The organism is Streptomyces sp. SID5910 (assembly GCF_009862125.1).
GTDB lineage: Bacteria > Actinomycetota > Actinomycetes > Streptomycetales > Streptomycetaceae > Streptomyces.
Genome location: NZ_WWHX01000690.1, coordinates 1 through 10,280, shown reverse-complemented (window position 1 = coordinate 10,280; position 10,280 = coordinate 1). Strand labels below are relative to the sequence as shown.

The following is a 10,280-nucleotide window of genomic DNA, read 5'->3' as shown; positions in this document are numbered from 1 at the left end:
TGGGGTGACGGCCGGGACGTCGGCGAGGGTCTTCGGCACCGGGCGGCCGTCCGGGTCGGGGGCGTGGGACCAGATCAGCTCGTCCAGCTCGCCGGGGGCCCACTCGGCCAGCACGCGCGCGTTGGCGAGGGTCGCGTCGATCTTCGCGCGGTTGCGGATGATGCCCGGGTCGGCGAGCAGCCGCTCGCGGTCCTCGTCGGTGAACCGCGCGACCTCGGCGATCTCGAAGTCCGCGAAGGCGGCGCGGAAGCCGGGGCGGCGGCGCAGGATGGTGATCCAGGACAGGCCGGACTGGAAGGCCTCCAGGCTGAGCCGCTCGAACAGGGCGTCGTCGCCGTGGACCGGGCGGCCCCACTCCTCGTCGTGGTACGTCACGTAGTCCGCGGTGGACAGGGCCCAGGGGCAGCGCGGCGCGCCGTCCGGGCCGGTGACGGCCTCGCCGGCGCTCACTGCCGCTCCTCCCGGGCCGGCTTCTCCATGGCGACGTGGTGGGCCGCGGCCCGGGCGCCCGCGAGCGCGGACTCCAGGTCGGCGATCCGGGCGTCGCGCTCGGACAGCTCGGCGCCGAGCCGGCCGAGGGCGTCGTCGACGTCCGCCATGCGGTACCCGCGGACGACGAGCGGGAAGCGCAGCCGCTCCACGTCCGCGCGGGCCACCGGGCGGTCCGGGGGCAGGGAGTCCCGCAGCTGCTCGGGCGCTGCCTCGGGCAGCGGTCCGCTCTCGCCGCCGCTCACCACGGCGAGCGTCACCGCGGCGACCACGACGGCGAGCGCGACGACGAGGAAGAGGAACATGACCATCGCTGGGGCCCCCATGGTCGGATCTGGTCGGACCGGGCACGGCGATCGCGTGGTGCGTCGGTGGATCGCGTCGGCTGTCCGGGTCGGAGTCGTTGTGTCGGGTCCGATCGTGCCATGCGAGTCTGACAGTCGGGATCGCAGGCGGTCGAACGCGGGCGGTCGAAGGACGCGGGCGTGAGGGACGGAGTGGACGAGAAGATGTCACAGGGGATGCTCAGGCTGGGCAGGCGTGAGTTCGCGCCGCACGAGCCGGTGATCATGGCGATCGTGAACCGGACCCCGGACTCCTTCTACGACCAGGGCGCCACCTTCCGCGACGAGCCGGCGCTCGCGCGCGTGGAGCAGGCCGTGGCCGACGGGGCCGCGATCATCGACATCGGCGGGGTGAAGGCCGGGCCCGGCGACGAGGTGTCGGCCGAGGAGGAGGCGCGGCGGACCGTGGGCTTCGTCGCGGAGGTGCGGCGGCGGTTCCCGGACGTCGTGATCAGCGTGGACACGTGGCGGCACGAGGTCGGCGAGGCGGTGTGCGAGGCGGGGGCGGACCTGCTGAACGACGCGTGGGGCGGTGTCGACCCGAAGCTCGCGGAGGTGGCGGGGCGGCACGGGGTGGGGCTGGTGTGCACGCACGCCGGTGGCGCGGAGCCGCGGACGCGGCCGCACCGGGTGACGTACGACGACGTCATGGCCGACATCCTGGACGTGACGGTGGGGCTGGCCGAGCGGGCGGTGGCGCTGGGGGTGCCGCGGGAGTCGGTGTTGATCGATCCGGGGCACGACTTCGGGAAGAACACGCGGCACAGCCTGGAGGCGACGCGGCGGCTCGGGGAGATGGCGGAGACGGGGTGGCCGGTGCTGGTGTCCCTGTCCAACAAGGACTTCGTCGGGGAGACGCTGGACCGGCCGGTGAAGGAGCGGGTGCTGGGGACGCTGGCGACGACGGCGGTGTCGGCGTGGCTGGGCGCGCGGGTGTACCGGGTGCACGAGGTGGCGGAGACGCGGCAGGTGCTGGACATGGTGGCGACGATCGCCGGGCACCGGGAGCCGGCGGTGGCTCGGCGGGGGCTGGCGTAGGGGCCGGCGCGGACGGGTGGGCGTGGGGGGGGTCTCGCCCCCGCCGCCCTCACCCGTTCCCTTCCCCAGGGGCTCCGCCCCTTCGACCCCACCAGGGGCTCCGCCCCTGGACCCGGCGGGGACTGCGTCCCCTGCACCCCTGCCGGGCTCGTGTCGCTGGCCCCCTGCCGGGACCGGCGGCCCGCCCGCCCCGCCGGGCTCGGCGGCCCGCACCGCTGCCCGTGGTTCTGCCCCGCGCTAGCGGCCCGCTTCCTTGGAGACCAGGGCTACCGCCTCGTCCACGTCGTCCGTGACGTGGAACAGGAGCAGGTCCTTCTCCGCCGCCTTGCCCTGGGCGACCAGGGTGCCGCGGAGCCAGTCGACCAGGCCGCCCCAGTACTCGGAGCCGAAGAGGACGATGGGGAAGCGGGTGACCTTCTGGGTCTGCACCAGGGTGAGCGCCTCGAAGAGTTCGTCGAGGGTGCCGAGGCCGCCGGGCAGGACCACGAAGCCCTGCGCGTACTTCACGAACATCATCTTGCGGACGAAGAAGTAGCGGAAGTTCAGCCCGATGTCGACGTACGGGTTGAGGCCCTGCTCGAAGGGCAGCTCGATGCCGAGGCCGACCGAGATGCCCTTCGCCTCCAGCGCGCCCTTGTTGGCCGCCTCCATCGCCCCAGGACCGCCGCCGGTGATGACCGCGAAGCCCGCGTCGACCAGGCCGCGGCCCAGCCGGACACCGGCGTCGTACTCCGGTGAGTCGGCCGGGGTGCGGGCGGAGCCGAAGACGCTGATCGCGGGCGGGAGTTCGGCGAGCGTGCCGAAGCCCTCGATGAACTCCGACTGGATCCGCAGGACGCGCCAGGGGTCGGTGTGGACCCAGTCCGTGGGGGCACGCTCGTCCAGCAGGCGCTGGTCCGTGGTGCTCCCCTGGACCTGGTCCCGCCGTCGGAGGACCGGGCCCAGGCGCTGCTCGTCAGGCGGCTGCTTCTTGCCCTCCGGATTGCCTGTAGGCATGTGCGCTCCCTCCGTGTGCAGGTGGTTCCACCTCAGCGTAGATCGACGCGGGTTACGTACGGGGGACCTCAGCATGTCCGGCACGCAGCGGCGTAAACCCGCTTCGGATCATGCCGTCAGCCAGGACCGCAGCCGCTCCTCGCCCGCGAGGATCTTCGCCGTCTCGACGCGTTCGTCCCGCTTGTGCGCCAAGTGGGGGTTGCCCGGGCCGTAGTTGACCGCGGGGACGCCGAGCGCGGAGAAGCGCGAGACGTCCGTCCAGCCGTACTTGGGCTGCGGGGTGCCGCCGACCGCCTCGATGAAGGCCGCCGCGGCGGGGTGGGACAGGCCGGGCAGGGCCGCGCCGCTGTGGTCGTCGACCACGAACTCGGCCACCCCGCAGTCCGCGAAGACCTCGCGGACGTGCGCGAGGGCGTCCTCGGGGCTGCGGTCCGGGGCGTAGCGGAAGTTGACGGTGACCACGCACTCGTCGGGGATGACGTTGCCCGCGACCCCGCCGGTGACGCCGACCGCGTTCAGGCCCTCGCGGTACTCCAGGCCGTCGATCACCGGGTGACGCGGCTCGTACGCGGCGAGCCGGGCGAGGATCGGGGCGGCGGCGTGGATGGCGTTGGAGCCCATCCAGGAGCGCGCCGAGTGGGCCCGCTCGCCGGTCGTCCGCAGCAGTACCCGCAGGGTGCCCTGGCAGCCGCCCTCCACCTGGCCGTCCGACGGTTCGAGGAGGACCGCGAAGTCGCCCTCCAGCCACTCGGGATGTGCCTCGGCGACGTGCTTGAGGCCGTTCAGCTCGGCGGCGACCTCCTCGTTGTCGTAGAAGACGAAGGTGAGGTCGCGGTTGGGGGCCGGGACGGTCGCGGCGATACGCAGCTGGACGGCCACACCCGCCTTCATGTCGCAGGTGCCGCAGCCCCACAGGACGCCGTCCTCGTCGAGCCGCGAGGGGACGTTGCCGGCGATCGGCACGGTGTCGATGTGGCCGGCCAGGATCACCCGCTCCGCGCGGCCCAGGTCGGTGCGGGCCACGACGTTGTTGCCGTACCGGTCGACCGTCAGATGCGGCAGGGCGCGCAACGCGCCCTCGATCGCGTCCGCCAGGGGCTTCTCGGAGCCGCTCTCCGAGGGGAAGTCGACGAGCCGCGCGGTGAGCTCCGCGGCGTCCAGCGTGAGGTCAAGCGGGGTATCGGCCATGCCGTCGACCCTACCCGCCGGGCCGTCGGCCCCCTTCCCGCACATCATCCGCACCGGGGGCCCCTGAAGCCCTACTCTCCAGTACCTTGTACGCGTGTCTGAGCCGTCCCCCACCCGCAAACGCCGCGGCCGCCTCCTCCGCTTCGGGGCCGCCCTGGTCGTCCTGCTCGCGGTCGCCGGTTACCTCACGGTCCAGTACGTCACCGGCGGCGCGCCGGGCTGCAAGGTCGTCTCGGGCGACGACGACCGCACGGCCTACGAGTTCACGCCGGAGCAGGCGGTGAACGCGGCGACGATCACCGCCGTGGGCACCGCGCGCGAGCTGCCGGAACGCGCGGTGACGATCGCCCTGGCGACCGCGCTCCAGGAGTCGGCGCTGCGCAACATCGACTTCGGCGACCGCGACTCGCTCGGCCTGTTCCAGCAGCGGCCCTCGCAGGGCTGGGGCACCCCGAAGGAGATCATGGACCCGGCGTACGCGGCGGGCATGTTCTACGACCACCTGGTCGAGGTGCCGGACTACACGCGGCTGCCGCTGACGGTCGCCGCGCAGCGTGTGCAGCGCAGCGGGTTCCCGGACGCGTACGCCAAGCACGAGCCGGACGCCACGCTGCTGGCGGCGGCCCTGACCGGGCGGTCCGCGGCGACGCTGACCTGCGAGGGGCGTCCCGGCGCGCACCGGGCCGACGGCCCTGACGCGGTACGGGCGGCGCTGGTACGGGACTTCGGGCGCGATGTGCTCCAGCCGGCCGGCGCGGAGGCGGGCGCCTCGGCGGAGCCCGGCCCCTCGGCGTCCCCGAGCCCCGGCGGCGGCTCCGACGGGCGGACCGTGACCCTGCCCGTGGCCGACGGGCAGGGTGCGGGCGGGGGCCGGAACGCCGAGCGGCGCGGCTGGCAGCTCGCGCACTGGGCGGTGGCCAACGCCAGCGCGCTGCGTATCGAACGGGTCACCTACGCCGGCCGGCAGTGGACCGCCGGGAACACCGACAGCAAGTGGTACGCGACGGGCGCGGCCTCCGCGCACGGTGCGGAACAGGGCGCGGGCCCGGTGCGGATCACGTCCGCGCGGTAGTGCGAGCGGTCACTCGCGAGAGGGAGCCGTGGCGGCGGGAAGTCGACGGGGTGCGCGGGTTTTCGCGTCGTCGGCGCCGAATCCGCCGGAGCCCGGGAAAGCAAAGGGCTGTAAGGATTCGGCAGGCTTTCCGGGCGGCGCCCTTTTGACCGCTTTTCTGCGCAACTGATAATGCGACGCATTGCCAACTCTTTACGTTGTGTCGCCGCAACCTTCGTGCCCTTCGAGCGGTAGTCACTGCGTCCGAGCCCGGCGATCACCCGCCGGGTGAGGTCCGAACCTCATCGTTCACTTCCGTCGAAGGAGCATCATGTCCCTCCCCCTGACCCGCCGGATCGCCCGTGCCGCGCTGCTCGTCGCTGCGGGAGCGGCTGCCGGGGTCGGTGCGGCCGGCTCCGCCAGTGCGGCCCCTGAGCTGCCGGCCACCCCGAACCTCGGCGGGCTGACCGCGCTGGACGGGGCGAACGTCGGCGAGGCCGTCGACGGCGCCGCGCAGAACGTCACCAAGGTGGGTGACACCGGCGGCAAGGCCGTCAAGAAGACCACGCCCGTGGCGCAGAAGGCCGCCGGGGACGCGGCGGACTCGGCCGGGGACCTCGTCGGTGACACGGCTGCGACGGCCACGAAGGGTGGGCTGCCGGTGCAGGGGGTGCCGCTGCGCTGACGGTTGTCTGCCGACGGCTGTGCGGCGACGGGGTCCGGGGGGTGCCCCCGGGCCCCGTCGCTTTGTCGTGCGGGTGCGTGCGGTTGTGCAGTGGCCGCCCGTCGAGCCGTGCCCGGCGTTGGGGGCTGTGCCCACCCGTTCCGCCCTGCGGAACGCCTGCCCACAGCAGTTGCCGGTCAGCTATAGGCGGGCTACTGCTGCTGCTACTCGGGGGTCTGTGGCGGTGAAGGCCACTCTGATGTGGTTCTTGCCCGCGGGGCCGTAGAAGTCGCCGGGGGCTACGAGGATGCCGCGTTCGGCCAGGTGGGCGACCGTGTCCCAGCAGGACTCGTCGCGGGTGGCCCACAGGTAGAGGCTGGCCTCGCTGTGTTCGATGCGGAAGCCGTGGCCGAGCAGCGCCTCGCGCAGGGCCGCGCGGCGGGCGGCGTAGCGCTCGCGCTGGACGCGGACGTGCTCGTCGTCGCCGAGGGCCGCCACCACGGCCGCCTGCGTCGGCGCCGACGTCATCATGCCGCCGTGCTTGCGGATCTCCAGCAGCGGGCCCAGGACGGCCGGGTCGCCCGCCAGGAAGGCCGCGCGGTAGCCGGCGAGGTTGGAGCGCTTGGAGAGGGAGTGGACGGCGACCAGGCCGTCGTACGAGCCCCCGTTGACGTCCGGGTGGAGGACCGAGACCGGGTCGGCCTCCCAGCCCAGCTCCAGGTAGCACTCGTCGGAGACGACGAGGACGCCGTGCTCGCGGGCCCAGGCCACGATCCGGGTCAGGTCGGCCTTGGACAGCACCTTGCCGGTCGGGTTGGACGGGGAGTTGAGCCACAGCAGCTTCAGGCCCGCCGGGTCCAGCTCGGTCGGGTCGTCGTACGCCTCGTACTCCGCGCGGGCCAGGCGCGCGCCGACCTCGTACGTCGGGTAGGCGAGGCGCGGGAAGGCCACGCGGTCGCCGGGGCCGAGACCGAGCTGGGTCGGGAGCCAGGCGACGAGTTCCTTGGAGCCGACGATGGGGAGCACGTGGCGGTGGGTGACCTCGCGGGCGCCGAGGCGGCGCTCGACCCAGCCGGTGATCGCGTCGCGCAGTGCCGGGGTGCCCCAGACGGTCGGGTATCCCGGGGAGTCCGCCGCGTCGATCAGGGCTTTCTGGATCAGCTCGGGGACCGGGTCGACCGGGGTGCCGACGGAGAGGTCGACGATGCCGTCCGGATGAGCGGCGGCCGTCTTCTTGTACGGCTCCAGCTTGTCCCAGGGGAAGGTGGGCAAGCGGTCGGAGACTGCGGACACGTTACTGGCTCACTTTCGTCGTGGCCGCCCGGTACGGCAAACGCCTCGGCCCCGTGCGGCGCCGGTCGGGGTGACCGGGCCGTACGGGACCGAGGCGGCGCGTGTGCGGGCCGCCTTACTGGTTCTGCGGCGGCAGCGCGGCGACGAAGGGGTGGTCGCGCTCGATCAGACCCAGCTTGCTGGCGCCGCCGGGCGAGCCGAGCTCGTCGAAGAACTCGACGTTCGCCTTGTAGTAGTCCTTCCACTCCTCCGGAGTGTCGTCCTCGTAGAAGATCGCCTCGACCGGGCAGACCGGCTCACAGGCACCACAGTCGACGCATTCGTCCGGGTGGATGTACAAGGACCGCTGGCCCTCGTAGATGCAGTCGACCGGGCACTCCTCGATGCACGCCTTGTCCTTCACGTCGACACAAGGCTGCGCGATGACGTAGGTCACGCTGTCGTTCCTCCTCGATAGGGCGCTGGCGGGCCTCCTCAGGCTCCGCCGCCTGGCGCGCGGGAGCGCGGCGTCGTCGATGCCCGCCCCTAGTATCTCCGTTCTTGGGCTTGATCCGAACAGGAGGGGTGGACCGACCCGTGGAAATCTCTGCCGCCGGCCGACTCGAGGTCCGCATTACGGCTGCTGACGTGGGCAAACGAGTCTCCGTGCGGTGCTTGAGCGAACCTGGTGTCGCAGGTGAGAAGTTCACAGACACGGTTGGGGTTCTCACATCATGGGACAACGGTGTGCTGCTGATCACACGGAAGAGTGGCGAGTCGGTCCGGATCGCGGAATCCACACTGGTGGCGGGCAAGGCCGTACCGGCCGCCCCGGCGCGTCGGCGTGGGCCCGCCGCGTCCTACGAGGAGCTGGCGCGGGTCGCCGCGCGGGCGTGGCGGCCGGTGGAGAGCGAGCGGCTCGGTGAGTGGGAGCTGCGTGCCGCCGCCGGGTTCACGCGGCGGGCCAACTCCGTGCTGCCGCTCGGCGATCCGGGGATGCCGCTCGACGACGCGCTGACGGCCGTACGCCGCTGGTACGGCGAGCGCGGCCTGCCCGCGTACGTCCAGACCGCCACCGGGGCCGAGGGCACGCAGGAGCTGCTGTGCGCGGAGCTGGAGCGGCGGGGCTGGGTGCGGGAGGTGACGGCCGAGGTGTGGACCGGCGCGCTGGCACCGGTCGCCGACCGGGCCGAGGGTGCCGGGGTGGTGCTGTCCCGGGAGGCCGACGAGGCGTGGCTCGGCCGGTACCAGCGCAAGGGTCTGAGCGACGTGGCGCTGCGGGTGCTGGGGTCGGGGCCGTCGGTGTGGTTCGCGACGGTGCCCGGCGGTGACGCGCCGGCCGCGATCGGGCGGTGTGTCGTGGACGGGCGCTGGGCGTCCTTCGCGGCCGTCGAGGTCGATCCGGGACAGCGGCGTCGGGGGCTCGCCACGGAGGTCATGGCCGCGCTGGCCCGGCGGGCGCTCGACGAGGGGGCCTCGGCGGCGTGGCTCCAGGTGGAGGCGGACAACGCGGGGGCGCGGGCGCTGTACGCGGGGATGGGGTTCTCCGCGCATCACGCGTACCACCACTATCGGGGGCCGGAGGGTGGCGAGGGTGTGGGGCGGGGCTGATGCGTCATCTTCCTCATCCGCCGTCGCCCGAGCGTTCCGCCGAGGTGCGGCGCCGGTTCGCCGAAGAGGCGCGGTCCGAGCGGCCCGATCTGTCGACGCTGTGCCTGCTGGTGGGCGCCGTGGCGGACGGGGCGCTCGACGAGGCGGGTATGGACGCCGCGCAGATAGAGCTCGACCGGCTGGCCGGGCAGGTGCCGTTCCGGCCGGGTTCGCCGCGGGCCTGGGCTGCCGCGCTGCGGGACCTGCTCGGTGAGCGGTACGGGTTCCACGGGGTCGCGGCGGACTACCGGCGCCTGGAGTCGTCGTTGCTGCACGAGGTGCTGCGGCGTCGGCGGGGGCTGCCGATCCTGCTGTCGGTGGTGTGGCTGGAGGTGGCCCGGCGTGCGGGGGCTCCGGTGTACGGGGTGGGGCTGCCGGGGCACTTCGTGGTCGGGTTCGGGCCGGAGGATGAGCGGGTGCTCGCCGATCCGTTCGACGGGGGGCGGGTGCTCAGCGGGAACGACGCGGAGGTGCTGGTGGCGGGGGCCACGGGGGCGGGGCTGTCGCCGTCGATGCTGGAGCCTGCCGCGCCGTTGGACGTGGTGGCGCGGATCCTGAACAACGTGCGGGCGTGGGCGGCGGCGCGGCCCGAGCGGTCGGATGTGGGGTTGTGGGCGATCGAGCTGCTGCTGCTGTTGCCTTCGCATGCGGCGCGGTTGCGGTATGAGCGAGCGCAGTTGCTGGTGCAGCGGGGGGAGTTCGTGGTGGGGGCGGTGGAGTTGGACGCGTATGCCGATGTGGTGGGGGCTGTGGATGAGGTTGTGGCGGAGAAGGTGCGGGGGGAGGCTCGGGCGGCTCGGGCGTTGCTGAACTGAACGGTGTTGCGGTGAGGGGTGGGTGCGCTGTCCGGCATTGCGGGGTGCCGTCGGTGCCGTGCGGGGCGGGTGGGTGCGCGGCCCGGCGTTGCGGGGTGCCGCCTGCGCCCACCCGTGCCGCCCCAGCGGCACGACTGCCCGCAGGCTCAGCAGGCTGGGTGGGCCGGCCGGCACGACTGCCCGCAGGCTGAGCGGGCTGGGCGGCTGCCCGCAGGCTAGGTGGGCTGGGGGTGGCTACAGCCAGCCTTTTTCTCGGGCTATGCGGACCGCTTCCGCTCTGTTGCGGGCCGTTAGTTTTTGGATGGCTGTGGAGAGGTAGTTGCGGACCGTGCCCTGGGAGAGGTGGAGGGTCTTGGCGAGTTCCGCGTTCGTGGAGCCGTCCGACGCCGCGCGCAGGATCTCGCGCTCGCGGTCGGTGAGGGGGTTCGCGCCCTCCGCGAGGGCCGCTGCCGCCAGGGTGGGGTCGATGACCCGCTCCCCCGCCAGGACCTTCCGTACGGCCTGGGCCAGTTGGGCCGCCGGGGCGTCCTTGACCAGGAACGCGTCCGCGCCCGACTCCATGGCGCTGCGCAGATAGCCGGGCCGGCCGAAGGTGGTGAGGACGATCAGCTTCACCGCCGGGAGCTCGCGGTGCAGCAGGGCCGCCGCCTCGATGCCGGTCGCGCCCGGCATCTCGATGTCCATCAGCGCCACGTCCACGCCGTGCGCGCGGGCGGCCTCCAGTACCTCGTCGCCGCGCGCCACCTGGGCGACGACCTCGATGTCCTCCTCCA

At 73.3% G+C, this 10,280-nt stretch carries 12 protein-coding genes; 5 read left to right on the top strand and 7 right to left on the bottom strand.

The window, feature by feature from the left end; all coding sequences use genetic code 11:
• Both GTW67_RS23940 and GTW67_RS23935 read right to left on the bottom strand, forming a co-directional pair.
• The coding region (locus GTW67_RS23940) for a DNA-3-methyladenine glycosylase I (RefSeq protein WP_161166861.1) at positions 1-450 on the bottom strand (450 nt) is incomplete at its 3' end.
• Positions 447-800 (bottom strand): DivIVA domain-containing protein, encoded by a 354-nt coding sequence (locus GTW67_RS23935; protein WP_202437616.1) that lies wholly within the window; start codon positions 798-800, stop codon positions 447-449. The genes GTW67_RS23940 and GTW67_RS23935, both read right to left, overlap by 4 nt.
• 210 nt (positions 801-1,010) lie before the next feature.
• Here GTW67_RS23935 and folP point away from each other — a divergent pair, with 210 nt between their 5' ends.
• Complete coding sequence (folP, locus tag GTW67_RS23930) at positions 1,011-1,871, top strand: dihydropteroate synthase (RefSeq protein ID WP_161166862.1); 861 nt, start codon at positions 1,011-1,013, stop codon at positions 1,869-1,871.
• A 237-nt stretch (positions 1,872-2,108) separates the two neighbouring features.
• Here the strand turns inward: folP and GTW67_RS23925 are convergent, their stop codons facing one another.
• Both GTW67_RS23925 and dapE read right to left on the bottom strand, forming a co-directional pair.
• Complete coding sequence (locus GTW67_RS23925; protein ID WP_161166860.1) at positions 2,109-2,867, bottom strand: LOG family protein; 759 nt, start codon at positions 2,865-2,867, stop codon at positions 2,109-2,111.
• Between the two features lie 108 nt (positions 2,868-2,975).
• Positions 2,976-4,055, bottom strand: a complete 1,080-nt coding sequence (gene dapE / locus GTW67_RS23920; RefSeq protein ID WP_161166859.1) for a succinyl-diaminopimelate desuccinylase — start codon at positions 4,053-4,055, stop codon at positions 2,976-2,978.
• Between the two features lie 94 nt (positions 4,056-4,149).
• On the opposite strand from dapE, the gene GTW67_RS23915 reads away from it, so the two are divergent.
• Together GTW67_RS23915 and GTW67_RS23910 are read left to right on the top strand one after the other, a co-directional pair.
• Complete coding sequence (locus tag GTW67_RS23915; RefSeq protein WP_161166858.1) at positions 4,150-5,127, top strand: VldE C-terminal domain-containing protein; 978 nt, start codon at positions 4,150-4,152, stop codon at positions 5,125-5,127.
• Between the two features lie 310 nt (positions 5,128-5,437).
• Complete coding sequence (locus GTW67_RS23910) at positions 5,438-5,791, top strand: ATP-binding protein (protein ID WP_161166857.1); 354 nt, start codon at positions 5,438-5,440, stop codon at positions 5,789-5,791.
• Positions 5,792-5,971: 180 nt separating this feature from the next.
• Here the strand turns inward: GTW67_RS23910 and GTW67_RS23905 are convergent, their stop codons facing one another.
• Positions 5,972-7,063: a bifunctional succinyldiaminopimelate transaminase/glutamate-prephenate aminotransferase gene (locus tag GTW67_RS23905; RefSeq protein WP_161166856.1), complete on the bottom strand. Its 1,092-nt coding sequence runs from the start codon at positions 7,061-7,063 to the stop codon at positions 5,972-5,974.
• A 115-nt stretch (positions 7,064-7,178) separates the two neighbouring features.
• Entirely contained in the window at positions 7,179-7,499 is a 321-nt protein-coding gene (fdxA, locus tag GTW67_RS23900; RefSeq protein WP_003973842.1) for a ferredoxin, read from the bottom strand.
• Positions 7,500-7,639: 140 nt separating this feature from the next.
• Here fdxA and GTW67_RS23895 point away from each other — a divergent pair, with 140 nt between their 5' ends.
• Together GTW67_RS23895 and GTW67_RS23890 are read left to right on the top strand one after the other, a co-directional pair.
• Positions 7,640-8,653 (top strand): GNAT family N-acetyltransferase, encoded by a 1,014-nt coding sequence (locus GTW67_RS23895; RefSeq protein ID WP_161166855.1) that lies wholly within the window; start codon positions 7,640-7,642, stop codon positions 8,651-8,653.
• A complete protein-coding gene (locus tag GTW67_RS23890; RefSeq protein ID WP_161166854.1) occupies positions 8,653-9,507 on the top strand; it encodes a transglutaminase-like and tetratricopeptide repeat-containing protein in 855 nt (284 codons plus the stop codon). The genes GTW67_RS23895 and GTW67_RS23890 overlap by 1 nt, the downstream gene beginning before the upstream one ends.
• Before the next feature lie 234 nt (positions 9,508-9,741).
• Here GTW67_RS23890 and GTW67_RS23885 read toward each other — a convergent pair.
• Positions 9,742-10,280 (bottom strand): response regulator transcription factor (locus GTW67_RS23885; protein WP_161166853.1); only part of this gene is annotated, 539 nt, incomplete at its 5' end.